Origin of the sequence: Bacillus thuringiensis (genome assembly GCF_001182785.1) — a bacterium.
Classification (GTDB): domain Bacteria; phylum Bacillota; class Bacilli; order Bacillales; family Bacillaceae_G; genus Bacillus_A; species Bacillus_A thuringiensis_S.
This window is the reverse complement of the sequence record NZ_CP012099.1, coordinates 3,169,004-3,192,900: the sequence shown is the minus strand read 5'-3', so window position 1 is coordinate 3,192,900 and position 23,897 is coordinate 3,169,004. Positions and strand designations below refer to the sequence as shown.

Here is a 23,897-nt window from a genome sequence, read left to right as displayed (position 1 = left end):
ATTCTATTCTAGCAATTGTTTTAAAAGGGAGAGAACAAATGGATTCAATGACATTTCTTTTATCCCGCATTAACGGGCAGTAAGACCCCTACCTCAAAATTCAGCGGAAGCAAAGAAGTTAGGTGGGGGATCAACTGCCCATAAAAGCCCGATTGGTTCCACTAATAATCAGTGGGGATGAACAAAACCCCCACTGATTAAAATTTCACTTTATTCGGAGCGACAGGGGATTTAGCGAAACGTAAAATTTATCCTGCTTTATACAATCTATTTAGTAATCAAAATATACCGCAATCTATTTCGATTATCGGTATTGGCAGAAGGGCAATGTCAGATGTGGAATTTCAAACAATAGTAGGACAATCCCTTACTACATTTTCTAGAATATCTACTGATGACCAATCAGGAGTAGAGGAATTTATTAGCACATTTCGTTATTGTCAATTAAATACAGCGAATATAGTGGGCTATCAAGATTTGCTTAGCCTTGTAAAAAAGCGTGAAACAGAATTAAACATTCCTGAAAACCGTATGTTTTATCTATCTGTTGTACCAGAAGTATTTGATGTGATCGCTTTAAATATTAAGGAGAGTGGATTGTGGGCTACAAAAGGATTAAACCGTCTTATTATAGAGAAGCCTTTTGATTATAATGTAACGTCTGCTCGCGAGTTTAACAGAAAATTAATTGAAGATTTTGATGAAACTGATATTTATTATATTGTTCATTATCTTTAAAAATGAATGGTAACTAGGAATACACTTAGAAAAGTATTACGAAATAAATAGTATTTAATTCAAGACATTTTTATTGACGATAATAATTTATGTGGTTAATATACTAGACATAAGATTACTTAATTACTAAAAGTAATCAGATATAAAATATTTTGTTAAGTTCTATAAATAAGTAAGTTGCAGTAGAAATGCTTTGAATTGCCACTATTAATATTGGGGACAATGAGAGAGCGAAAGGTATAAAAAGAATTGGAATTAGATAACTCTTTGTTTTTTATAAAAACAGGAAGTATAAGAGTATGAGCTTCTGTACAATTCATTTTTAGTATATTGACGAGGATTATACAACAAGAGGGGGACTGAACTTGGAATCAATGACCTTTGTTTTATTTGGAGCGACAGGGGACTTAGCGAAACGCAAAATTTACCCCGCGCTATATAACTTATATAGAGATCAAAAGCTTCCAAAGCAAATATCTGTTATCGGGCTTGGAAGACGTCAAGTATCTCATGAAGATTTTCAAGAAAGAATAAAAGAATCAATAGAGACGTTTTCTCGTCAGAGGGAAGAAGGTACTCCGGAACTGGAAGGTTTTTTAGATAATTTTCGTTATTGTCCATTAGATGTGAGTAAGCCGGAAGACTATGAGAGATTATTACAAGTCGTTCGTGAAAGGGAAGAAGAACTACATATAAAAGGTAATAGAATGTTCTATCTTTCAGTTGCTCCTGAATTTTTCGAGACGATTGCTTTAAATATTAAGGAAAGCGGACTTGATAAAACGGATGGATGGAAACGCCTGATGATTGAGAAACCGTTTGGGCACGACCTTACATCTGCTCGTGAGCTGAATGATAAGCTTAGTCGCACGTTTGAAGAAGACGAGATATACCGTATTGATCATTATTTAGGTAAACCGATGATTCAAAACCTAGAAGCACTAGAATTTGCAAATCCTGTTCTCCAATCGATTTGGAACAAAGAACATATAGCAAATGTACAAATCACAGCTAGTGAAACGGTTGGGGTTGAAGAAAGAGCTGGATATTATGATCACGCAGGAGCCATTCGAGATATGGTTCAAAATCACATGTTGCAAATATTAATGATGACTGCTATGAATCTGCCGGAAAAAATTAACGCATGTGAAATTCGAGAGGAAAAACGAAAGGTAATGGAGACGCTTCGCAAAGTAAAAAAAGAAGACGTTCAAAGCCATATCATTCGCGGTCAATACTCTTCAGGAGAGATAAAGGGCGGGCAAGTTGTAGCGTATAAAGAGGAACCAGGAGTAAATCCTTCTTCTAACATAGACACATTTGTTGCTGCTCGCTTGTGGATCGATAATCCGTTTTGGACTGGCGTTCCATTTTATATACGAACAGGAAAACGAATGAAAGAAAAGTCTACTCGTATTGTAATCGAATTTAAAAATACGTTAAAACAGCAATATCAAGATAATAATCCAAATGCAGAACCTAACTTATTAATAATTGAAATTAGCCCAGGTGAGAATGTTTCATTACAGTTAAATAGTAAAAATCCATTGAAAAATGGAGAAATTGAACCGATGCGTATTAACTTTACTTGTGAGCAAGCGGATGTGGGAGTACCTGAAGCGTATGAAAGACTCATTCATGATGCTGTGAGTGGAGACGCTACATTCTTTGCACATTGGAGAGAAGTTGAATTGTCATGGGAATGGGTACAACCAATTCTTGAAGCGTTCGAGGAAAACTTATTACCGCTTCATGAATATGAGTCTGGTTCATATGGTCCAGAAGCGTCTAATGAACTGTTGCAAGAAAGTGGATTTAAATGGTGGTTAGATCAAGAGACGGAAAAATAAGTACTTTCTTTCATGAAAGCATTTAGGGGGACGATTACTATGACACAAAACATAAATCAATTAGCAGTGAATACACTTCGTACGTTATCGATTGATGCTATTAATGCGGCAAACTCAGGTCATCCAGGTCTTCCGATGGGAGCAGCACCAATGGCTTATGCATTATGGGCGAATCATTTAAATTACAATCCTAATCACCCAGAATGGTTTAACCGTGATCGTTTCGTTTTATCGGCGGGACATGGATCTAGTCTGTTATATAGCCTGCTTCATTTAGCTGGATATGATGTTTCAATTGATGACTTGAAAAACTTCAGAAAGTTAAACAGTAAAACACCAGGACATCCTGAGTTTGGTCATACTTCTGGAGTCGAAGCGACGACAGGCCCGTTAGGACAAGGGATTGCCAATGCTGTCGGAATGGCAATGGCAGAAGCGCATTTAGCAGCGAAGTTCAATAAGGATGGTCACTCTATTATAGATCACAATACGTACGCTTTAGTCGGGGATGGTGACTTAATGGAGGGTGTCGCTTATGAAGCGATGTCAATGGCAGGACATATGAAACTTGGCAAGTTAATTGTACTGTATGATTCAAATGAAATTTCACTTGATGGTGAATTAGGCATTGCTTTCTCTGAAGATATTCAGAAAAGGGCAGAATCTGTACATTGGCAATATGTAAGAGTTGAAGATGGAAACGATGTCGATGCTATTACAAAAGCTATTCAATCAGCGAAAGAAAATACGGATCAACCTACTCTTATAGAAATTAGAACTATTATAGGTTATGGAAGTCCAAAAGTTGCTGGAACGAACAAAGCACATGGTAATCCGCTTGGAGTAGAAGAGGCAACAGCGACAAAACAAGTGTATGGTTGGGATTATGAGGAAGATTTCTTTGTACCTGAAGAAGTAAAAGCTCATTTTAATGAACTGAAACAAAAAGGTATTGAAAAAGAAAATGACTGGAATGAGCAGTTCAACTCATACAGAGAGTCGAACCCTGCACTAGCAGATGAATTAGAAAAAGCGATTACAGGTGATGTTTTAATTGAAGCGAAAGACATTCTATCCTTTGATATTGAAAAAACGATTTCCACTCGTGTTGCAAGTGGGGAAGCTATTAATCATTATGTGAAATCGATTCCTTCTATTTTCGGTGGAAGTGCAGATCTTTCTCATTCCACTATGACAGATATAAAAGGTGAAGCTGTGTACGCGGTAGAATCGTATGCTGGACGAAATATATACTTCGGTGTACGTGAACATGCAATGGGCGCGGCAGCGAATGGACTGGCTCTCCATGGAGGAGTAAAACCTTTCGTAAGTACATTCTTTGTATTTAATGATTACCTTCGTCCATCGATTCGACTGGCTGCACTGCAAAAGTTACCTGTTACTTACGTATTTACACATGATTCGATTGCTGTAGGAGAAGATGGTCCAACGCATGAACCAATTGAACAATTGGCAGCGCTTCGAGCAATTCCTGGTCTAACAGTTATCCGTCCGTCAGATGCAAATGAAACAGCAAGTGCTTGGGCGTATGCTTTACAGCAAACGGATGGTCCAGTCGTTTTAGTACTGAGCCGTCAAAATTTACCGGTGTTTAATGAAACGAAAGCGAACATAGAGAATCTCTCTAAAGGAGCTTACGTATTAACACAAACAAATGAAAATCCGGATGTAATTTTAATTGCGACAGGTTCTGAAGTATCCTTAGCTGCTAGTGCGAAAGCAAAATTAGAAGAAGAACAAGTTTCTGTTCGCATCGTTGCAATGCCGAGCTGGGAGTTATTCGATCGCCAATCGAACGAATATAAAGAATCCGTTCTTCCGTCTTCTGTAACGAAACGAGTATCTCTTGAGATGGGTGTATCTCTCGGTTGGGAACGTTATGTAGGACACGAAGGAAAAGTACTATCAATTGAAACATTTGGAGCTTCAGGAACTGGAGCTGAAGTCATGAATCTATTTGGATTTACGACAGAAAATGTTGTTCAAATTACAAAAATGTGTTGAATTCTTAAGCTATGACTGTGAATACCTTTCTGTACATACTAACACTTCAGTGCTGAAAGGTATTCCAGATTGTAGTGATATGGATTTTTAATAAAAGATGATTTGAGGAGGAATTATATTATGCAAGTAGGATTAATTGGGTTAGGTAAAATGGGATTAAATTTAGGGAAAAATTTAATGGATCATAAACATGAAATAGTAGCATTTGATTTAAATACGAGCGCAGTAGAAGAAATGAAAGAGTACGGGGCAACAGGTACATCTAGTTTAAGTGAACTTGTTCAGTCATTACAATCACCAAGAATTCTTTGGGTAATGGTACCACACGCTGTTGTTGATTCTGTTATTGATGAGGTTACACCACTTTTATCAAAAGGAGATATTTTAATTGAAGCTGGTAATTCACATTATAAAGAGTCTATCCGCCGATATGAGCAATTAAAGAAAGATGGCATTCACTTTATGGATGCAGGAACTTCTGGCGGAATGGAAGGCGCTCGTAATGGTGCTTGTTACATGATCGGAGGAGATCAAAAAGCTTGGGACATCGTTGAACCTATCTTCCGCGATACTGCTGTAGAAAATGGATTCTTGTATGCTGGAAAAGCTGGTAGTGGTCACTTCTTAAAAATGGTTCATAACGGAATTGAATACGGTATGATGGCTGCTATTGGTGAAGGATTTGAGATTCTAGAGAAAAGTGAATTTGACTACGATTATGAAAAAGTATCAAGAGTATGGAACAACGGTTCAGTAATTCGTTCTTGGTTAATGGAATTGACTGAAAATGCATTTTCTAAAGATGCAAAACTGGATGAAATTAAAGGCGTTATGCATTCTTCTGGTGAAGGAAAATGGACAGTAGAAACAGCATTAGACCTTCAAACAGCAACTCCTGTTATCGCAATGTCTCTATTAATGCGCTACCGCTCATTAGACAATGATACATTTACAGGAAAAGTAGTAGCAGCTCTGCGCAATGAATTTGGCGGACATGCAGTAGAAAAGAAATAAAGTGAAACTTTAATAAGTAGGGGCTTTATTCCACATCAATCGGGCTTTTACGGGATAAGCATATTAAACATGTAACTCATCAACGTTTAAAAACTGGAGGGAATTGATCATGAAATTTTTTATTGATACTGCAAATCTTGAGGACATAAAAAAAGCATATAAACTTGGAGTTTTAGCTGGTGTTACAACGAATCCTTCTTTAGTAGCAAAAGAGGGCGTTAAGTTTGAAGACCGTATCGCAGAAATTTGTCAGGCAGTACCTAAAGTTGAGTCTGTTTCGGCAGAAGTAACGCCAGATGCTGTTACAGCTGAAGAAATGATTGCTCAAGCAGAAGAATTAATTAAAATTAACGGTGGCGATAAAAATGTCACGATAAAACTTCCAATGACGCTAGCAGGATTAGAAGCTTGTCGCTATCTTACTGAAAAAGGTGTGAAAACGAACGTTACACTTATTTTCACTGTGAACCAAGCACTTTTAGCTGCTCGAGCAGGTGCAACGTATGTTTCTCCATTTTTAGGACGCTTAGATGATATTTCTGAAGATGGTGTACTATTAGTTGCTAAAATTGCTGAATTATTCGATGTTCATCAATTAGATACACAAATTATTGCGGCTTCTGTCAGACATCCAGATCATGTAACTCGTGTAGCGATGGCAGGTGCTCACATTGCAACAATCCCTTATAAAGTAATCGAGCAACTTGCTATGCATCCATTAACAGACCAAGGTATTGAGAAATTTGCTGCGGATTGGGCGAAAGCTCCTAAATTATAATGCATGAAAGTGAAGGTGCTTTCCGAAAATTGCTTTTCATGAGAGGACAAATCCTAAGTAACTTCATCGTTTAAACTGGATCCTCATTTTGTAGTCTTACTACGTGAAAAAAGCAGAGATGAAAGTGTCATTCACTTTTAAAAAAGGAAAAATTGATCGCGCGAAGCGTTTATCACAATAACATTATAATTATGAAAGAGAAATCCCCTTATTAGAGAGATGAGTTATAGTGTATCTCTAATAAGGGAGATTCTTTTTATATAAATCATTATGATGTGAAGATGCTTTTAAACGTATAGCAATATGTAAAGGTATCTTTTACTCAAGTAAGAACTATATAGGTTCTTTTAATTATATAGTAATTATGAAAGGGTTTACATAAAGGGGGATTGAGTATGAATATGTACCTTTTAATTATTACATTATTATCAATTGTAATTGTTATTTTAGGGGTATCGTGGTGGAGATGGCATGCGTTTATTAGTTTAACGGTTGCAAGTTTGTTTTTAGCAATTATGTCTGGAATGCCAATGGATAAAATAGTGAGCGCTTATGAAACGGGAGTCGGAAGTGTTCTCGGGCATTTAGTAGGTATTTTAGTATTGGGTACAATTTTAGGGAAAATGATGGCAGAGTCAGGTGCTGGAATGCAAGTGGCAGAGTTCTTTATTAAATCTTTTGGGATAAAAAACTTACCATGGGCTATGTTAATTGCAGGTTTTATTATTGGAATTCCGGTGTTTTTTGAAGTAGGTATTTTAATATTACTGCCGTTAGTAATTTCAATTCATAAAACAACGAAACAAAATATTTTATTGATAGCATTACCAGCAATTGCTGGGCTATCTGTCGTACACGGCCTTGTTCCTCCGCATCCAGGGGCAATTGTAGCAATTGGTATTTATAAAGCGAATCTTGGGAAGGTACTAATGTATTCACTCATTATTACATTTTTTGCAGCGATTATTGCAGGTCCTATATTTGCGAAATGGATTCACAAACGTGTAATTCCTGAAAATGAGCCAGAATTGATTCGTGTAAATACAAAATCAACGAAATTACCAGGAATAGGAGTTTCATTTTTAGTTATATTGTTACCTGTTATGTTAATGGTTTTAGCTGCAGCAGCTCCTTATGTGCCTCTTTCTACTACTTTGATGAAGATTGTCACATTAATCGGTAGTCCTATCATTGCACTATTGATTGCATGTTTTGCGGCGTTCTATTTTCTTGGATTTCGTCAAGGTATCGATAAAAAAGCTATTAAGAAGATAACAGAAGATAGCTTATTACCAATCGGTTCAATTGTTGCGATTATTGGTGCTGGCGGGGGATTTAAGCAAATTCTTATCGATAGTGGCGTAGGGAATGCTATTGCTCAAATGTCTGAGCATTTAGCGCTATCTCCAATTGTATTAGCATTTATAGTAGCTGGATTAATTCGAATTGCGACAGGGTCAGCGACAGTCGCTTTAACAACAGCGGCGGGCATCGTTTCACCAATCGTTGAAAATACGACAGGTGTGAATTTAGAGTTACTCGTTATTGCAACAGGTGCAGGAGCACTTATGTTTTCACACGTAAACGATGCTGGTTTTTGGATGGTAAAAGAATACCTAGGGTTAACAGTGAAAGAAACATTTAAAACATGGACTGTATTAGAAACGTTACTTTCATTTATCGCTTTTGGAGGAGTTTTAATACTCGATATGTTTGTTTAAAATAAGGATATTTTTATATGAATGTAGAGAGATAACTTTAGCACATAACGTTATGAATAGATAAAATAAATGTATTTTTATGGTTCTTATATTATTAGGATACTGTAGGGATTTTTTGTTAGGAGGAAGAAATGGTGAGCTCAAAATATATGATTGGTGTAGACATTGGGACAACTAGTACAAAATCAGTTCTATTTTCTACTGATGGATCTGTTATTGCTAGTCATGGAATTGAATATCCTTTATATTCTCCTACGCCTGAAACAGCAGAACAAGACCCAGAAGAAATTTTTCGTGCAGTAATAAATACGATTAAAGAAACTATACAATCAAGTAGTGTACAGCCAAGTGATATTCTTTGTGTCTCTTTTAGCTCGGCAATGCATAGTATCATTGCCGTAGATGAAAAGGGAGAGCCGTTAACGAGATGTATCACTTGGGCAGATAATAGAAGTGCAAGCTGGGCGGAGAAAATAAAGAATGATATGAATGGTCATGAAATTTACCTTCGTACTGGGACACCAATTCATCCGATGTCACCACTTTCGAAATTAGTTTGGCTACAGAATGAGCAGGCAGAGTTATTCGCAAAAAGTTATAAATTCATTTCTATTAAAGAATATGTTTTTTACAAGTTATATAAAGAGTATGTAATTGATTATTCTATAGCGTCAGCAACAGGGATGTTTAATTTGAAATCTTTAAAATGGGATGAAGAGGCTTTACATGTTGCGGGAATTACAGATGAAAAGCTTTCAAAGCTTGTTCCAACAACGCACAGTTTAACAGGATTAGATGAAGAGCTTGCCAAAGAGATGAATGTACTTGTTTCTACGCCTTTTGTAGTAGGAGCGAGTGATGGAGTACTATCTAATTTAGGTGTAAATGCAATAGATCCTGGCGTTGTGGCTGTTACAATTGGTACAAGCGGTGCGATACGTGCTGTAACAAATCGTCCTGTAACAGATCCAAAAGGGAGAATCTTTTGTTATGCGTTAACTGAAGACCATTGGGTAATCGGTGGACCAGTGAATAACGGCGGTATGATTTTCAGATGGGCTCGTGACCAATTGGGTACTTCAGAGATTGAACTTGCGAAGCGTTTAGGGAAAGATCCATATGAAGTACTTACTGAAATAGCAGCAAAAGTGAATCCTGGATCTGACGGTTTATTGTTTCACCCGTATTTAGCGGGGGAAAGAGCTCCTTTATGGAATGCAAATGCACGAGGATCTTTCTTTGGACTCGGATTGCATCATAAGAAAGAACATCTTATCCGTGCTGTTTTAGAGGGAGTAATTTATAATTTATATACGGTTCTTCTCGCTTTAAAAGAGTTAATTGGCGAACCGAAAAAAATTCAAGCGACAGGCGGCTTTGCAAGGTCGGAACTTTGGAGACAGATGATGGCGGACATCTTCCATCAAGACGTATATGTTCCGGAAAGTTTCGAAAGCTCTTGCTTAGGAGCTGCAATCCTCGGTTTATATAGTTTAGGTGAAATAGATACATTATCTGTAGTTTCTGAAATGGTAGGTGCAGATTTCCATCATGAGCCAAACATGGAAAGTGTGGAAAAATATAAAGATTTAACGCCAATCTATATCCGTCTGTCCCGTCAATTGGAAGAAGAATATGAAAGTATAGCAGCGTATCAAAAAAAGTGGGTTTAAAAGCTATTTACCAAGAAAATATGGTAACGTATAAAGAGGTACTCCGATTTTTTAGGATACTCTTTCAACATAAAATATTTTAAGAAGCATGATGAACGAAAAATATAGGGAGAGAGGGTTATGAAAATGAAGGATAACAAAGAGTTTATTGGATATGTTGGAACTTACACGAAAGAAAATAGCGAAGGAATATATAAATTTACGCTAGATGTAGAAGCAAAAAAAATTAGTAATGTAACACTTGCCGCTAAGCTGGATAACCCTACATATGTAACGATTAACCGAAATAATGAATATCTCTATTCCGTTGTTAAGGACGGCGAATCTGGCGGTGTAGCTGCTTATTCCATTGATAGTCATACTGGAGAACTAAAAGCGAAAAATAGACAAGTAGTAGAAGGTGCTTCTCCTTGTCATATTAGTGTTGATAGTGAAAATCATACAGTAGTTACAGCGAATTACCATAAAGGAACGATTGAGTCTTTTGAAATAAATGAAGAAAATGGAACTGTAAATCCTGCTTCATCTATTATGGCACATGAAGGTTCAGGTCCGAATAGAGAAAGACAAGAAAAACCACATGCACATTACGCGGGGTACACTCCTGATGAAAAATATGTAGTGGGCGTTGATTTAGGAATAGATAAAATAATTACGTATGAAGTAAAAGATAGTACATTAACAGAAGTGAATAGTTTATCTGTAAAACCAGGAAGTGGTCCAAGACACATTACTTTTCATCCGAATGGAAAGTATGCGTATGTGATGACGGAGCTTAGTTCAGAGGTTATTGTGTTAACCTATAATCCTGCAGAAGGATCCTTTACAGAATTACAGTATATTTCTACTGTTCCAGAAGAGTTTGATGAAAATAATCAAGGAAGTGCGATTCATGTTTCTTCTGACGGCCGTTTTGTATATGCAGGTAATCGTGGTCATAATAGTATCGCTGTTTATAGCGTAGATCAAAATTCAGGTCAGCTTACATTTGTGGAACATACATCTACAGAAGGAAATTGGCCGAGGGACTTTGTATTAGATCCTACTGAAAAGTTTCTTGTTGCTACAAATGAAAAGTCACATAACCTTGTGCTATTTTCAAGAAATGAATCTACAGGAAAGTTAACACTTTTACAATCTGATGTTGCTGTGCCAGAGCCTGTTTGTGTGAAGTTTTTAAATGTTTAAGTTGTGTTCGATATAATTTCATATACTCAGAAAACAATAAAAAGCAAAGCGATATCGCTTTGCTTTTTATTGTTTCTTTTTCGGTCTACGTACTAATTCGCCGCCGCAGTTTGGACAAACGTTTTGTCTTTCTTCTGTACATGGTGCGCAAAATGTACATTCATATACACAAATGTAAGCTTCAGAATTTTGCTCGAGCGATTGATCGCAAATTTGACAGTTTGTTTTCATTTCTAGTGCCATAATAAGCCTCCTTTTAGTTTAAAAATTTATAATTTAATTATAATTCATTAAATAGAAATAGTCCTTTTCAATTGAAAGGAAATCGAATGATAAAGTTATGAATTGAAATGAAAGATGCTAGTTTATTTTAAAATTGATTATTTATTACAGTTGGAATATTATGAAATAGTCAAAAGACAACAGGGGGTATAGATTTTGACTAATCATAACGATCATTTAAAAGCAAACTGCGAAACATGCTTCGGTCTATGTTGCGTTGCATTACCGTTCGCAGCATCGGTAGATTTTGCGGTGAATAAAGATGGTGGGAAGCCATGTTCTAATTTACAATCAGATTATAAATGTAGTATACATAAAAATCTTAGAGGAAATGGCTATAAAGGTTGTACAGTATTTGAATGTTTCGGTGCTGGGCAGAAAATCTCTCAAGTTACGTTTAAAGGAATTGATTGGCGGAAAGATGCAAAGCATGCAAGAAAAATGTACGATGCTTTTCCGGTTATGCATCAACTTCATGAAATGCTTTGGTATTTGAATGAAGCGATTCTTTTAAAGGCAACACAGCCAATTCATAAAGAGCTGGAGACCGCAATTGAGGAGACAGAGCGACTTTCGAATTTAAATCCAGATGAGTTAATGAAAATAAATGTTCCAATGCATAGGGCAGAGGTGAACATTCTTCTTTTAGAAACGAGCGAATTAGTATGGAAGGAAATGAATACTGCGCGTAAGAAACGAATCATACACCGCGGAGCAGACCTTATGGGAGCGAATCTGAAAAAGAAAAATTTACAAGGTGCAAATTTAAGAGGAGCTTACTTAATTGCGGCTAACTTAAATGGTGCAGATTTAAGAGGAGCAGATCTCATCGGAGCAGATTTGCGAGATGCAGATATTCGCGGGACTGATTTTACTAATAGTATTTTTCTGACGCAAGTTCAAGTAAATGCGGCGAGAGGGGACAAATATACGAAATTACCGAAATTATTGTCCTGTCCATCGCATTGGAGTGCGTAAAGAGTGAAGAGTATTTAGTGTGGATATATTTCAGTATTTAGAAGAGATGCAAGAGGATGTCTTTTCGTTAGCAGTAGAGCAAATAGAAGCGAAGTATTATGATATTTGTTGCATGTTGGCGTCTACAGGATATGCAGAACGAATTAAAGCAATTGATTTAGAGTCATATAATGAAAGTATTCGAGTAGGTTTGGATGCAGCTGTAGAAATGGCTACTAATGAAGAAGCAAAAGCGATTTATTTTGAGTATGACCTTGATAACGAGTGGACTAGTCAGTTTTATATTTGTGAGGAATACGTTCCACTTGAAGAAGAGGATGATGATTGGGTTTCTGAATGGACATATGATGTTGAGGGACCAGGGTCTGTAGAATTAGCGGATATGTATAATGAAAATGGCTTTGACACAAGTGAAAAAGCAATCGGTATCACTTTATATTTAATTGCTAAAACGCTGTGTAGTTTTATAAGTGTACGTAGTGAAGTGCAAAGTAATATACCGATTTGTATTGGTTTTCATGATCAAGACCCAATTATGCGAACAGGCAGAGATTAAGAATCTCTGCCTGTTTTGTTATTTCTTTTCAAAAGTAGTAATTAAAACACTACATATAATAAGAATACCACCAATAAAAAAGTTACTATTTAATGTTTCATTTAAGAGCAACCAACCAAGTAACGATCCAACGATAGGTTGGAAGAAGAAAAATAAGGAACCGATGCTTGCATCCAGTAATTCTAATCCTTTATTCCAAAGGAAAAAGGCACCTGCTGTTGAGACGATTCCTAAGTATAATACGCCTAATATTACGTACGTATTTACTGTTCCGATAGAGGCCGTTTGTAGCTCACATATCATAAAAGGTGTAATAAAAAAGAGTGAAAAGAAAATTGCGTACGTTGTAATAACTAAGGATGAAAATTGGATTGAAGCGATTTTTACATAAATAGATAGTAAAGCCCATGTAATAGCGGCTCCAACTAAAATGATTGTCCCAATAAAATAGGAGCCAATTTCGATATCCCACCCGATTACGATAATGACACCGATTGTCGCTATTATAGTAGATAAAAGTCTACGAGCAGTTAGTTTTTCTTTCAAAATGAGCGCTGCAAATATAACCATAAATGCAGGTGTAGCTGATGTAACTAACGAGCCTGTATGAGCGTCGGATAATTTTGTTCCGATAAATTGGCATGTGATCGAAATGAAATAGCCGATAAATCCAATCCAAGCGAATAGGAGCCAATCTTTTTTGCGAATGACTACTTTTTTCTTTTGCTTTTTCTCAGCTATTTTCAAAATGAAATACAAAACAACAAAAGCGATAATAAAGCGTAGCCAAACGAGTGTTAGTGGTGGGATAAAATCGAGTACGTATTTGCTAACAACATACATACCGCCCCATATACTTGCTGCTAGTGATAAACATATAGCTCCTAAAATTGTTTGTTTCATGTAAAGTACCTCCGTCTATTTTTAGGGTAATATGAGTTCCCTAAGACGAGGCATAGTGTATGTGCTAAATGAATGCCCGTCTTAGTTTATAGACGGCCTACAGGTTGATCATTTTCGAATGAAGTGTTGTAGTACATGCGTGCATTCCCCCTTCGTATTTTATAATGATATTATAACTTAATTTTCAGTTTATTGGGGGTGTTTATTGTACGGAGTTGATTCTTTAGAAAATGGAAATTGTCTAAGAAAGCATAGTATATGGTAGAAAAACATATTTTAAAAATAAAAGAAACCAATTACATAACTGAGAAGTATATTAAGAGTAGGATGAAAAAGTAGATTAATAGAGAAAGAGGAGGAGAATATTATAACTACAACCGTTATTTCTCATTTTTACAATGAAGAGTATTTATTACCATGGTGGCTTAAGCATCATACGAAACTGTTTGATCATGGCATTTTAATTAATAAAGGTTCTACAGATCGTTCAGTCGAAATTTGTAAAAAATTCGCACCGCATTGGGAAGTGCGAGATTCTGTGAATCCAGAGTTTGATGCATTTGCGACAGATCATGAAGTAATGATGGTAGAACAAGAAGTAAAAGGATGGAAAATGATTTTAAATACGACTGAGTTTCTTTGTGTGCAAGATAAAAATCAGTTTTGGAAATCACTAAATAAATTGGGAGGGAGGATGTATTGGCTAGAAGGGCTTATTATGGTCGATAATCTTAACTATAATTATCCGGACCTTAACTTTGGAATCCCTTTAATGAAACAACGATTTCACGGTTATTTACCAGAAGATTGGGCGTTATGGAGAAGAGGTAGATTTATTCATAACCATGAACACGGAAGTTATACGGTTGGAAGACATTTATCCGCGCATGAATCTATGAGCTATCCACCTCTTGCTTGTATATTATGGTTTGGATTTAGTCCGTGGAACGATGCGATGAGAAAGAGAAAGTTACAAATTGGTCCGACTCTTTCTGAAGCTAGTAAGCATGGAGGAATGGGTACGCATCATATTGTTACGCCGGAAAGATTAGAAGAATGGTATAAGGAATTAGCGAGAGGAACGAAGGATTTACGGTTTAATGCTGCGTATCGTTATGCTTTTTTATAAATGATTCCCACCACAAGATTGTATCTTCAATGCCAGTATTTAAATCGTATTGTGGTTTCCAGTTTACTTCAGTCTTTAAACGTTCTACACTAACGCCGACGAATAAAGGTTCATCCTTAGAGAAGGGAATCGCGCCTAGTTTAATTAAATGTTCTTTCCCTATTTTTTTAGAGATGATAGAAGCTAGTTCTTTAATTTGTACAGATTGACCTGAAGCGATATTGATGGTGCCTGTAACGCCATGTTCTAATACTGTTACGAGAGCGTCAGCGACGTCACTCACATGGAGGAAATCTCTCGATTGTTTTCCATGTGTACATAGTGCTTCCTCGTTTTTTAATAAGGAAGTGATAATGTTCGAAAAGAGCCGATTACCTTGTTCGTGAGGGCCATACATATGAAAAATGCGGCCCCAACACATGCTGAGGCCTGTTTGTTGTGCATACGTTTCTAACCAGGAGTGCAGTGCATTTTTACATAATGAATACGGGGTTTTATAGGAAAGAAGCGGTGAGTCTTCAAATAATACGCCGTTAAACCATTCATATTCTGCGCCAGTACCTGCAACGACGACGCGCTTTCCGCCGCATGTTGTGAAGTGTTGAATCAATGAAATACTAGACTTTAGCCAATAGTAATTATTAATTGAAACATAGCATGCTGGTGGTACTGCTTCCCAAGCAAGGAGAATGAGATGGCTAGGCTGAACGTCGTAAATGAATTGTTTTACTTCGTCATCGCGAAGCAAGTTTACTTTATACCAATGGCAAGGGAGGTGAGAGGGTTTATTTTTATTGTACGTGGCGTGTACTTCATATCCCTTTTGTATAAGTGAATGTACGACATATTTACCTATCCAGCCACTACCACCTGTTACAACAACTTTCTTCATGGCTCGATCACCTCAATTTCTGGAACCGCCACTAAAAATTTACCGCCCCATTGACGAATGAAAGAGCATTCTTTCATAATTTCGTCTTTCAAATTCCAAGGAAGTATGAGAATGTAATCAGGTTTTGTACGTTTAATTTCTTCTGGAGATTTTATTGGAATACGAGTTCCTGGTAAAAGAAGATTTTGTTTGTGAGGATTTTTATCTACTGTATAAGCTAGAAATTCTTTACCTATCCCGCAATAATTTAAAAGGGTGTTCCCTTTAGCTGGAGCACCGTAACCGATAATTTGTTTGTTTAAAGCTTTCGCTTCAATAAAAAACTTTAAAATATTTATTTTCAATTGTTCCACTCGTTTAGAAAAAAGTAGATAGCAATCTAAAATATCTAATCCGTGGTCGACTTCTTTTTGAATTAATTTTGTAACATTGGAATGGATAGTGGATCGGGCACTTAGATGGTTTATAAAAATACGCAATGAACCACCGTGTGTTGAAAGCTCTTCTACATCAACAATCTGTAAATGATGATGAGCTAAAATTTTTTGAAGGCTTATGAGTGAGAAGTATGAGAAGTGTTCATGATAGATAGTATCGAACTGCTTAAAAGATATAAGATTCAATAAGTGCGGGAATTCAATTGTTATCGTACCATCACGTTTTAATAGTGTTTTTAAACCAGCGACAAAATCATGCAAGTTTGGAACGTGCGCTAATACGTTATTTGCGACGATTAAATCAGCTTGTGGCAATTTTGTTGCTAAGTCATTACTGAAAAAATTCACATGAGTAGGAATTCCTTTTTGGATAGCGATGTCTGCTACGTTTTTTGCTGGTTCAATTCCCAGCGTCTCGATATTTTCTTTTTGGAAGTATTGTAATAAGTACCCATCGTTACTTGCAATTTCAATTACTTTTGAATGTTTCGTTAAGTTGAAACGCTTAATCGCCATTTCTACGTATTGTTTAGCGTGTAGTAGCCAACTTGAGGAGTAAGAGCTGAAGTATAAATAGTTATGGAAAATATTTTGCGGGGATTCAAATTCATCTAGCTGTACGAGTAAACAAGAGTGACAAACAAATGTGTGCAGCGGATAAAAAGGTTCCATTTTATATGAAGTTTCAGGAGCTACAAATGAATTAGCGAGAGGGGAAACGCCCAAATCTAAAAAAGTGTTGGTTAGTAATGAGTGGCAAAAACGGCATTTTTTCTGTTCCATTTTATAGCCCCCTTATAAATTTTTGAATGCATCGATTTGTTGTCGTGTGAAAGATTCTATATTTTCACCAGATGCATATTTTTTGTACCAATCAACAGTCCAAGCGATAGAATGATCTGTTGATAACTTAGGAGTCCAGCCGAGTTTGTTTACTGCTTTTGTACTGTCCAGTGTTAAGATAGGTGATTCATAAGGAGTATTTGTAGAGGGGAAAAGGATTGTTAGTTGTTTATTCCATAATTTTATTACAGATTGAATGACATCATAAACTGTTCTGTTAGGTTCGTTCAACGGGCCGAAATTCCACGCTGTTGCATATTCGGCGTCTTGCCAAAGATTTTCAGCTAAAAGAATATAGCCGTGTAAAGGGTCTAATACGTGTTGCCACGGGCGAATAGCGTTTTTGTTTCTAATATTTAATGTATCATCTTGTAAATATGCACGAATGATATCTGGGAATAATCGATCTTCTGCCCAATCACCACCGCCGATGACGTTACCTGCTCTGACTGAGGCAAGTTTAAGAGTGTTAGTGTGGAAGAATGATTTTTGATATGACGTTGCAACTAGTTCAGCACAAGCTTTACTAGCACTATAAGGATCAAAGCCTCCTAGTCGGTCTTTTTCCACAAATGCTCGGTCGCCACTCTCGTCATTTTCATAACATTTATCACTTGTCACATTAATAATGATACGTACGCTTTCGCTGTATTTTGCCGCTTCTAGTACGTGAACAGTTCCTAAAACATTCGTTTTAAATGTATTAATGGGATTTTTGTATGAAGTGGTTACGATTGGCTGAGCTGCTAAATGAAATACTATGTCGGGTTTATGCTGATTTATGGCATGGAATAAAGAATCATAATCTGTAATATCGCCTTTCATTGTCGTGCACTCTTTTGCTACGTTACATTGTTCAAAAAGATTAGGGATTGATGGAGGGTGAGAAGAGTATCCAATTACCTCTGCGCCTAAAGAACTTAAGAAAAGGGTGAGCCAAGAGCCTTTAAATCCAGTATGTCCCGTAATAAATACTTTTTTCTTATTCCAAAAAGATGATGAAGCCATATTACCAAACCTTCCACGGAGCGTTATTACTTTCCCATAGCTCGACTAATTTATTTTTATCGCGCAATGTATCCATCGGATGCCAAAAACCAGAATGTTGATATGCGGCCAATTCATTTTTGTTTACTAACTGAACTAAAGTGTCTGTTTCAAAAACAGACTTATCTCCACTAATGTAATTGAAAACTTCAGGATTTAAAACGAAAAATCCACCGTTAACCCATCCGCCATCACCTAATGGTTTTTCTTGAAAAGATGTTACAGACTGTTTATCTAATATGAGAGAACCAAATCTACCAGGAGGTTGTACGGCAGTAACAGTAGCCATTTTCCCATGTTGTTTATGAAATGTAATAAGTTCTTTTATATTTACATTACTTAATCCATCACCATAAGTGAGGTAGAAAGGTTCGTCTCCGACATAATTTTGAATCTTTTTCACTCGGCCACCCGTTTCGGTATTTACACCAGTATCGATTAGTGTAACTTTCCATGGTTCGATAGGGTGTGAATGGCTAGTAATTGTATTATCGCTTAAATGTATTGTGAAATCAGACATGTGTAAGTTGTAGTTTAGAAAGAACTCTTTAATTGCATATCCTTTATAGCCTAAGCAAATAATAAACTCAGTAATCCCGTAATGACTATACAAACTCATAATGTGCCATAGAATGGGTTTTGTTCCAATTTCAATCATAGGTTTCGGTTTTAAATGTGTTTCTTCCCCAATTCTTGTACCGTACCCACCAGCAAGAATAACAGCTTTCATTTTTTCCTCCTAAAATAAAAATTTATTATTTATACAGTATTCATGTTTTATGCAAATGAGATTGTTTTTGATTAAGTGAATGAAATTGTTTGAGGTGATGACAATACAGAAAATATTACGGTTTGAATTTTGGAAATAATTCTTGGTATTCGGGGTTATTACGTAGGTCTTGTGTTAGGTTACTCAGCTCTAAAAAACGTATGTCCAGTACTTCAGGAGATTGACCGTAATGTGTTTGAAGCCCCATTTGAACACCCCTCTTTGAAAGGGTAGGCGTAATTTGTAATTTTCTTGCCTTTGATTGTTCATTCCAAGGGCTAAAATAAAATTTTAAAATAAATGAAGGATAGTCATAAATTATATATCCATGCCGCGAATGATGTCTACCAGGTAAATATGCACCGTCTAGATGATTGTGAATAAATCTCCAAGAACATCCGAGATTTGGGTTATAAGGGAAGACACCGTGGTATCGCTGTTCTACTAAGGGGATAGAATATCTAGGCTTTGAATAATTATAATTATGATTATCTATCATTAAAATCATTCTAATCGCATACATGTTTTGGCCTAGTGTATGAAGAGATGAAAAAAATTCTTCAGTATTATTACAACAAAAGAATTCAGTAGTATTTAAAACGATTTTCCAACCTGAAACTTCTCTTTCAATTTCCATCACTTCAATATCAGTATTAGTTGGATCAAACTCAAGAAATCTGGAATTTCGTATTTCCCAGTGGGGTGCTAATAGTTTACAAATCTCTACGGAACGATCTGTAGACCCTCTATTAATTAAAATGCCGTGATCGAATATTTTCGTGTGATGCATAAGCCACCATGGAAGTAGGTATTCTTCATTATAAAAATGAGAAATGATTGTCTTTTTCATATTAATTCCCTCCAATACAAGCAATCATTATTAGTAGGATATGCATTTAAATAAGAAAGGTTAAAAGTGGCAGACAATGTAGTGATTAGGTAATAGTTTAGTGATTTTATTGTATGAGTGTAGATTACTCGTATTGAATAATAATAGCTGGAGATTGGAATTATGTATAAATTGTGAATAATAAACCGTCACGTTTGACTGTACAGTTTATGTGTTGTATGATGTAAGTAATATAAACAAGGGGGGAAGATCGTTGGGAAGGTGTATCGAATCGGACAGTTGGCTCTCATGGCTCACGTGTCGAAACGAACGATTGATTATTATACGAATCTAGGTATCTTAAAAGCGGAGCGATCTCAATCTAATTATCGCTATTACGACGAAACAGCATTTGAGACATTACAATTTATTGAGAAGTGCAAAGAAATGCATATGCCGCTTTGTGAGATTAAAGAGAAAATCGAGGAGAAGAAGAAGCTGCTCGGTATCAATGAACACGTTTCGAAACAAGTGAATGAAGTGACAGACCATATTCATCGATTAGAAGTGGAGCTTACAGAGTTAAAGCCGCTTTTAGATGAATTGACTGATTCACAACGTGAAAAAATATCGAAATCTTTATCAGGTCAAACGACAGCTTTAATACAGACACTTGCTCTATTATTATAGAATAGGTGAAATCCGACCTCTTTAATTTTTGTATCGGGCTATGTTTTCTAACAAACAAATAAGAAAACATTATAGTATACAGGAGGTGGACACCTTAGTTTTTTAACTAAGGGGATTCATTGGAAATATTTAATTTAGTCATGGTTGCGATTTTAATCGCATTTACTGGATTTTTCGTAGCAGCAGAGTTTGCGATTGTAAAGATACGTTCAAGCCGTATCGATCAGCTTGTTGCGGAAGGAAAACGCGGTGCTTTAGCAGCGAAAAAGGTAACAACAAATTTAGATGAATATTTATCTGCTTGTCAATTAGGTATTACAGTTACAGCTATGGGATTAGGTTGGTTAGGTGAACCGACAATTGAAAAGTTATTACACCCGTTATTTGAGAAATGGAACTTAAATCCTTCTATTTCATCAGTATTAACATTTGGTCTTGCTTTTATGATTATGACGTATTTACACGTTGTAGTAGGAGAATTAGCTCCAAAAACGATGGCAATTCAAAAGGCTGAAAGGGTAACGTTATTATTGGCAGGTCCATTAATGATGTTCTATAAAGTAATGTATCCATTTATTTGGGTATTGAACGGTTCAGCTCGTGTGATAACTGGTTTATTTGGTTTAAAGCCAGCTTCAGAACATGAAGTAGCTCATACAGAAGAAGAATTACGTCTTATCCTTTCAGATAGCTATGAAAGTGGCGAAATTAATCAAGCTGAATACAAGTACGTAAATAACATTTTTGAATTTGATAATCGTATTGCAAAAGAGATTATGGTACCGCGAACAGAAATCATTGGTTTCTACCTGGAAGATTCAGTAGAAGAACACATGAAAGTAATCCAAAATGAGCGATACACACGTTATCCGATTTTTGGAGAAGATAAAGATGATATTATCGGTATGGTCAACGTAAAAGATTTCTTTATTCGATATATGACCGAGGATCAAAAAGATTTATCATCTATCCGCTCGTATATGCGTCCGATTATTGAAGTGATGGAAACGACTCCAATTCACGATTTATTACTTCAAATGCAGAAGAAGCGAATTCCGATGGCTGTTTTATATGATGAGTACGGAGGAACAGCTGGAATTGTAACGCTTGAAGATATCTTGGAGGAAATCGTCGGCGAAATTCGTGACGAATATGATGAAGATGAAGCACCACCAATTCAACATGTGAACGAGCAACATATTATTGTTGATGGGAAAGTGCTTATCTCAGAAGTGAAAGATTTATTTGGATTACACATCGAAGAAGATGATGTGGATACAATCGGTGGATGGATTATGATGCAAAATCATGAAATCGAAGAAGGACAACACGTTGAGGCGGAAGGTTATGAATTTAAAGTGTTAGAAAAAGACGCTTACCAAATTAAACGTGTTGAAATTCGTAAGATGGAACAAGAACAAGAAGAAGAGAAAGCAGCAACTGTGTAAGTTGCTGCTTTTCTTCTAAAGTACAAAAAATGAGAACTTAGGAGCGGATATTTTGATTCAAGAAGCCTTACGTGTATATCGATTACAATTGTATGTGATCTTTAGTGGTTTACTACTTATGTGGACGATTACTCCGTTTGGAAAACAAGTGACAGGGTTTGGTATTGGATTAGCAGTAAGTGCCTATTGTCTTTGGTTATTAGCTCGCAGAGTGGAGAAGCTTGGAAAAAGTATTGTAATGAAGGAAAAGGCTCCTGGATTAGGAGTTTTAAACCGATTTGCAGCTGCTATTTTAGGAGCTATCATCATGTATGAAATTGAGCATGAAATGGAAATGTGGGCATTCGGTACAGGGATTTTAGGTGGTCACTTTTTAATGATTGCAAATTTAGTTTATGCAAATATGCAGTTAGTGAAAGAAGAAGAGAAGCAAAGGGAAAATGCTTCGAAAAACATAGAGCTATGATGAAAGGGACCTAATCGGGTTCCTTTTTTAGTTTAGCGATATTATACAAGTAATCAAATTAACGACAAATATAATACGCTTCTTTTTTGCGTTTTTCAATAGTATGAAAAATAATAAAAAAATTTTAAAAAACCCATCGATTTCTAAAGCTTATGTATGTTATTATGACAAAAGACTTTTTGAAAGAGGTGGATACCAATGTTACAAGCGCTACTTATTTTTGTGCTTCAAATTATTTACGTTCCAATATTAACAATCCGTACGATTTTGCTTGTAAAGAATCAAACAAGATCCGCTGCTGGCGTAGGATTGTTAGAAGGAGCTATTTACATTGTCAGTTTAGGTATTGTGTTTCAAGATTTATCAAATTGGATGAACATCGTTGCCTATGTCATTGGCTTTAGTACGGGACTGTTATTAGGCGGTTATATAGAGAATAAATTAGCAATTGGTTATATTACGTATCAAGTTAGTTTGCTAGACCGTTGTAATGAATTAGTAGATGAATTACGCCATTCTGGATTTGGTGTTACAGTATTTGAAGGTGAAGGAATTAATTCTGTACGTTATCGCTTAGATATCGTCGCAAAGCGTTCTAGAGAGAAAGAGCTTTTAGAAATCATTAATGAAATTGCACCGAAAGCGTTTATGTCTTCGTATGAAATTCGCTCGTTTAAAGGTGGATATTTAACGAAGGCGATGAAGAAGAGAGCGTTAATGAAGAAGAAAGATGAACATGCATCGTAAAAAAGAGGAGTAGTGCTGTATTAAAAGCGCAGTATAAGTCCAATTGTAAAAGAGAGGAATCTATTTTGATGTGGATTCCTCTCTTTTTTTATGGGAAATATTCATCTATTAATTAAAAAAACTAAATCGTATAATTATTTTTTTTTACTCATTCTCAAATTAATGATTAGCCATACAACTTGAATAAATACCGGTATAATAAACGCGATTAATAAAACGATAAGTGATATTGATTTAATTTCGGGTGTTTGAGTAACACCAGCACCATCAACATCTCGTAGCCAAATAATAGCTGCCCATATTCCAAAAATGATAATCCAAAATATGTTACCAATCCACCAAGAAATCCATCGTTTTTTCATGTTAGCACCCCCTACATTTATCTACTGTTAAAAGTATATTTTCGTTTGTTACATTTATAATGAAACAACTTTAAAATCAGTTTTTAACTGTATATCTAACTTGTTTGAAGGTTACTATTTCTCCATCATCATCATCGTCTTTCGTTTGTAAAAGTTGAACTTTTGGTTTGTAGTCCGTCCTATGAGCGTGTTCGATATCTTTAATGTTAAGTTTGTAGGATTCACCATTTTTTAGTTTTTGTTCCAACACTTTTTTATTAGCAACATAAATAAAAGTTACTTTATTTTCATCAATGCCTTTAGTTTTAATTTCTAATTCATTGTCTTTTGCTGTAATCGTTGGTGTTAATAATTCCATACTGCCTTTCCCGCTTTCTAAAGAATTCTCTGCTATAGTTGAACATCCTGATAATATGATTCCAGTGAATAGAAGAACAGCTAATTTCTGTTTCATAACATCCCTCAATTCCATGTGATTTTTGATTTTGGTATTGCTAGATTACTAGTGTGGAGCGTAAATGTTTAGTTAATA

22 protein-coding genes and 2 pseudogenes are annotated in these 23,897 nt (G+C 36.0%); 15 read left to right on the top strand and 9 right to left on the bottom strand.

Going from position 1 to position 23,897, the window contains the following annotated elements; all coding sequences use genetic code 11:
- Positions 1-222: 222 nt before the first annotated feature.
- From AC241_RS16455 to AC241_RS16420, 8 genes and pseudogenes are all read left to right on the top strand, one after another.
- Positions 223-738 (top strand): annotated as a pseudogene (locus AC241_RS16455) (glucose-6-phosphate dehydrogenase); the annotation flags it as partial.
- A 365-nt stretch (positions 739-1,103) separates the two neighbouring features.
- Entirely contained in the window at positions 1,104-2,588 is a 1,485-nt protein-coding gene (gene zwf / locus AC241_RS16450; protein WP_050844315.1) for a glucose-6-phosphate dehydrogenase, read from the top strand.
- A 39-nt stretch (positions 2,589-2,627) separates the two neighbouring features.
- A complete protein-coding gene (tkt, locus tag AC241_RS16445) occupies positions 2,628-4,613 on the top strand; it encodes a transketolase (protein WP_050844313.1) in 1,986 nt (661 codons plus the stop codon).
- 120 nt (positions 4,614-4,733) lie between these two features.
- Positions 4,734-5,627, top strand: a complete 894-nt coding sequence (gnd, locus tag AC241_RS16440; RefSeq protein ID WP_050844311.1) for a phosphogluconate dehydrogenase (NAD(+)-dependent, decarboxylating) — start codon at positions 4,734-4,736, stop codon at positions 5,625-5,627.
- Positions 5,628-5,736: 109 nt separating this feature from the next.
- On the top strand, positions 5,737-6,405 hold the full coding sequence (gene fsa, locus AC241_RS16435; protein ID WP_000667692.1) for a fructose-6-phosphate aldolase: 669 nt from the start codon (positions 5,737-5,739) through the stop codon (positions 6,403-6,405).
- Positions 6,406-6,800: 395 nt separating this feature from the next.
- The gene (gene gntP / locus AC241_RS16430; RefSeq protein WP_050844309.1) at positions 6,801-8,126 is read left to right on the top strand and encodes a gluconate permease GntP; all 1,326 of its coding nucleotides are present in this window, start codon (positions 6,801-6,803) and stop codon (positions 8,124-8,126) included.
- Positions 8,127-8,257: 131 nt separating this feature from the next.
- A complete protein-coding gene (gene gntK, locus AC241_RS16425; RefSeq protein ID WP_050844308.1) occupies positions 8,258-9,799 on the top strand; it encodes a gluconokinase in 1,542 nt (513 codons plus the stop codon).
- 120 nt (positions 9,800-9,919) lie between these two features.
- Entirely contained in the window at positions 9,920-10,987 is a 1,068-nt protein-coding gene (locus AC241_RS16420) for a lactonase family protein (RefSeq protein WP_080990823.1), read from the top strand.
- 66 nt (positions 10,988-11,053) lie between these two features.
- Here the strand turns inward: AC241_RS16420 and AC241_RS16415 are convergent, their stop codons facing one another.
- Complete coding sequence (locus AC241_RS16415) at positions 11,054-11,230, bottom strand: DUF1272 domain-containing protein (RefSeq protein WP_016080876.1); 177 nt, start codon at positions 11,228-11,230, stop codon at positions 11,054-11,056.
- Positions 11,231-11,425: 195 nt separating this feature from the next.
- Here AC241_RS16415 and AC241_RS16410 point away from each other — a divergent pair, with 195 nt between their 5' ends.
- Positions 11,426-12,247 carry a pentapeptide repeat-containing protein gene (locus tag AC241_RS16410; RefSeq protein ID WP_050844304.1) on the top strand — a complete coding sequence of 274 codons (822 nt, stop codon included), beginning with the start codon at positions 11,426-11,428 and terminating at the stop codon, positions 12,245-12,247.
- A gap of 19 nt (positions 12,248-12,266) precedes the next feature.
- Complete coding sequence (locus AC241_RS16405; RefSeq protein ID WP_050844302.1) at positions 12,267-12,803, top strand: hypothetical protein; 537 nt, start codon at positions 12,267-12,269, stop codon at positions 12,801-12,803.
- Between the two features lie 18 nt (positions 12,804-12,821).
- Here AC241_RS16405 and AC241_RS16400 read toward each other — a convergent pair whose 3' ends face one another.
- A complete protein-coding gene (locus AC241_RS16400; RefSeq protein WP_050844300.1) occupies positions 12,822-13,706 on the bottom strand; it encodes a DMT family transporter in 885 nt (294 codons plus the stop codon).
- Positions 13,707-14,049: 343 nt separating this feature from the next.
- Here AC241_RS16400 and AC241_RS16395 point away from each other — a divergent pair, with 343 nt between their 5' ends.
- The gene (locus tag AC241_RS16395) at positions 14,050-14,835 is read left to right on the top strand and encodes a glycosyltransferase family 2 protein (protein ID WP_080990822.1); all 786 of its coding nucleotides are present in this window, start codon (positions 14,050-14,052) and stop codon (positions 14,833-14,835) included.
- Here AC241_RS16395 and AC241_RS16390 read toward each other — a convergent pair.
- The 5 genes from AC241_RS16390 to AC241_RS16370 form a co-directional block, all read right to left on the bottom strand.
- The gene (locus AC241_RS16390) at positions 14,804-15,727 is read right to left on the bottom strand and encodes an NAD-dependent epimerase/dehydratase family protein (RefSeq protein WP_050844296.1); all 924 of its coding nucleotides are present in this window, start codon (positions 15,725-15,727) and stop codon (positions 14,804-14,806) included. The two genes, AC241_RS16395 and AC241_RS16390, sit on opposite strands and share 32 nt — an antisense overlap.
- Positions 15,724-16,947, bottom strand: coding sequence for a class I SAM-dependent methyltransferase (locus tag AC241_RS16385; RefSeq protein WP_016080882.1), 1,224 nt, complete (start codon positions 16,945-16,947; stop codon positions 15,724-15,726). The genes AC241_RS16390 and AC241_RS16385 overlap by 4 nt, the downstream gene beginning before the upstream one ends.
- Before the next feature lie 12 nt (positions 16,948-16,959).
- Entirely contained in the window at positions 16,960-18,015 is a 1,056-nt protein-coding gene (rfbG, locus tag AC241_RS16380) for a CDP-glucose 4,6-dehydratase (RefSeq protein ID WP_050844294.1), read from the bottom strand.
- Position 18,016: 1 nt separating this feature from the next.
- Positions 18,017-18,784 (bottom strand): glucose-1-phosphate cytidylyltransferase, encoded by a 768-nt coding sequence (gene rfbF, locus AC241_RS16375; protein ID WP_050844292.1) that lies wholly within the window; start codon positions 18,782-18,784, stop codon positions 18,017-18,019.
- A gap of 115 nt (positions 18,785-18,899) precedes the next feature.
- Complete coding sequence (locus AC241_RS16370; protein WP_050844290.1) at positions 18,900-19,673, bottom strand: glycosyltransferase family 2 protein; 774 nt, start codon at positions 19,671-19,673, stop codon at positions 18,900-18,902.
- Positions 19,674-19,934: 261 nt separating this feature from the next.
- On the opposite strand from AC241_RS16370, the gene AC241_RS16365 reads away from it, so the two are divergent.
- The 4 genes from AC241_RS16365 (at position 19,935) to AC241_RS16350 (ending at position 23,003) form a co-directional block, all read left to right on the top strand.
- Positions 19,935-20,342 (top strand): MerR family transcriptional regulator, encoded by a 408-nt coding sequence (locus tag AC241_RS16365; RefSeq protein WP_000285639.1) that lies wholly within the window; start codon positions 19,935-19,937, stop codon positions 20,340-20,342.
- Between the two features lie 119 nt (positions 20,343-20,461).
- Positions 20,462-21,790 (top strand): hemolysin family protein, encoded by a 1,329-nt coding sequence (locus AC241_RS16360; RefSeq protein WP_000402255.1) that lies wholly within the window; start codon positions 20,462-20,464, stop codon positions 21,788-21,790.
- Between the two features lie 52 nt (positions 21,791-21,842).
- Positions 21,843-22,256, top strand: a complete 414-nt coding sequence (locus AC241_RS16355) for an ATP synthase subunit I (RefSeq protein WP_050844288.1) — start codon at positions 21,843-21,845, stop codon at positions 22,254-22,256.
- A gap of 198 nt (positions 22,257-22,454) precedes the next feature.
- The gene (locus AC241_RS16350; RefSeq protein ID WP_016080887.1) at positions 22,455-23,003 is read left to right on the top strand and encodes a DUF2179 domain-containing protein; all 549 of its coding nucleotides are present in this window, start codon (positions 22,455-22,457) and stop codon (positions 23,001-23,003) included.
- A gap of 121 nt (positions 23,004-23,124) precedes the next feature.
- On the opposite strand, the pseudogene AC241_RS16345 reads toward AC241_RS16350, so the two are convergent.
- Both AC241_RS16345 and AC241_RS16340 read right to left on the bottom strand, forming a co-directional pair.
- Positions 23,125-23,365: pseudogene (locus AC241_RS16345) on the bottom strand (DUF3923 family protein).
- 76 nt (positions 23,366-23,441) lie between these two features.
- On the bottom strand, positions 23,442-23,837 hold the full coding sequence (locus AC241_RS16340) for a hypothetical protein (protein WP_002041528.1): 396 nt from the start codon (positions 23,835-23,837) through the stop codon (positions 23,442-23,444).
- Positions 23,838-23,897 lie beyond the last annotated feature (60 nt).

What these genes read in the sequence shown, in the direction of transcription:
- tkt (WP_050844313.1), top strand. Translation starts at nt 2,628, where the DNA reads ATGACACAAAACATAAATCAATTAGCAGTGAATACACTTCGTACGTTA.
- gnd (WP_050844311.1), top strand. Translation starts at nt 4,734, where the DNA reads ATGCAAGTAGGATTAATTGGGTTAGGTAAAATGGGATTAAATTTAGGG.
- fsa (WP_000667692.1), top strand. Translation starts at nt 5,737, where the DNA reads ATGAAATTTTTTATTGATACTGCAAATCTTGAGGACATAAAAAAAGCA.
- gntP (WP_050844309.1), top strand. Translation starts at nt 6,801, where the DNA reads ATGAATATGTACCTTTTAATTATTACATTATTATCAATTGTAATTGTT.
- gntK (WP_050844308.1), top strand. Translation starts at nt 8,258, where the DNA reads ATGGTGAGCTCAAAATATATGATTGGTGTAGACATTGGGACAACTAGT.
- AC241_RS16420 (WP_080990823.1), top strand. Translation starts at nt 9,920, where the DNA reads ATGAAAATGAAGGATAACAAAGAGTTTATTGGATATGTTGGAACTTAC.
- AC241_RS16415 (WP_016080876.1), bottom strand. Translation starts at nt 11,230, where the DNA reads ATGGCACTAGAAATGAAAACAAACTGTCAAATTTGCGATCAATCGCTC.
- AC241_RS16400 (WP_050844300.1), bottom strand. Translation starts at nt 13,706, where the DNA reads ATGAAACAAACAATTTTAGGAGCTATATGTTTATCACTAGCAGCAAGT.
- AC241_RS16390 (WP_050844296.1), bottom strand. Translation starts at nt 15,727, where the DNA reads ATGAAGAAAGTTGTTGTAACAGGTGGTAGTGGCTGGATAGGTAAATAT.
- AC241_RS16385 (WP_016080882.1), bottom strand. Translation starts at nt 16,947, where the DNA reads ATGGAACAGAAAAAATGCCGTTTTTGCCACTCATTACTAACCAACACT.
- rfbG (WP_050844294.1), bottom strand. Translation starts at nt 18,015, where the DNA reads ATGGCTTCATCATCTTTTTGGAATAAGAAAAAAGTATTTATTACGGGA.
- rfbF (WP_050844292.1), bottom strand. Translation starts at nt 18,784, where the DNA reads ATGAAAGCTGTTATTCTTGCTGGTGGGTACGGTACAAGAATTGGGGAA.
- AC241_RS16370 (WP_050844290.1), bottom strand. Translation starts at nt 19,673, where the DNA reads ATGAAAAAGACAATCATTTCTCATTTTTATAATGAAGAATACCTACTT.
- AC241_RS16350 (WP_016080887.1), top strand. Translation starts at nt 22,455, where the DNA reads ATGTTACAAGCGCTACTTATTTTTGTGCTTCAAATTATTTACGTTCCA.
- AC241_RS16340 (WP_002041528.1), bottom strand. Translation starts at nt 23,837, where the DNA reads ATGGAATTGAGGGATGTTATGAAACAGAAATTAGCTGTTCTTCTATTC.